General features: G+C 43.2%; 1 protein-coding gene. It reads left to right on the top strand.

The features are described 5' to 3' along the window. Positions 1-17 precede the first annotated feature (17 nt). Positions 18-422 (top strand): DUF2061 domain-containing protein, encoded by a 405-nt coding sequence (locus R8N47_RS28570; RefSeq protein ID WP_318186529.1) that lies wholly within the window; start codon positions 18-20, stop codon positions 420-422. The last annotated feature ends 87 nt before the right edge of the window (positions 423-509 follow it).

Below are 509 nucleotides of genomic sequence, written 5' to 3'. Positions count from 1 at the left end.
ACGATTGAGTAATTATCATGAAAAAGACACTAACATTCGCAACGCTGCATTTTACTATCGCATTTAGTGTCGCTTACGTGCTTACTGGCGACATTCTAATTGGTAGTTTAATTGCCATGATTGAGCCATCAGTAAACACCGTCGCTTTTTACTTTCATGAAAAAGCTTGGGCAAGCGTTCCCGCTTTAAAAGCTCGTCAATTCATGACCAAGCTAAAAACCGCGAGTTTCGCAACAGTACACTTTAGCGTAGCGTTTACGGTGGGTTACTTGTTAACGGGGGATGCATTTAACGGTGGCGTTATGGCAATGCTAGAGCCATCATTAAATACCGTAGCCTACTACTTCCACGAAAAAGTTTGGTTACGTAAATCGTCTGATCAGAGTTCAGCGCCGCATTTTTGCTTCCACAAACACGCATAAGAGCGGGTCGAAACCGAAGCAACAGCGAGCTCAAACCGATTCATCATTGACAATGTTGCGTACCGCAATTAAATTAATTGCGGTACG

The organism is Vibrio sp. 2132-1 (genome assembly GCF_033344315.1).
This window is presented reverse-complemented; position numbering and strand designations above follow the sequence as displayed.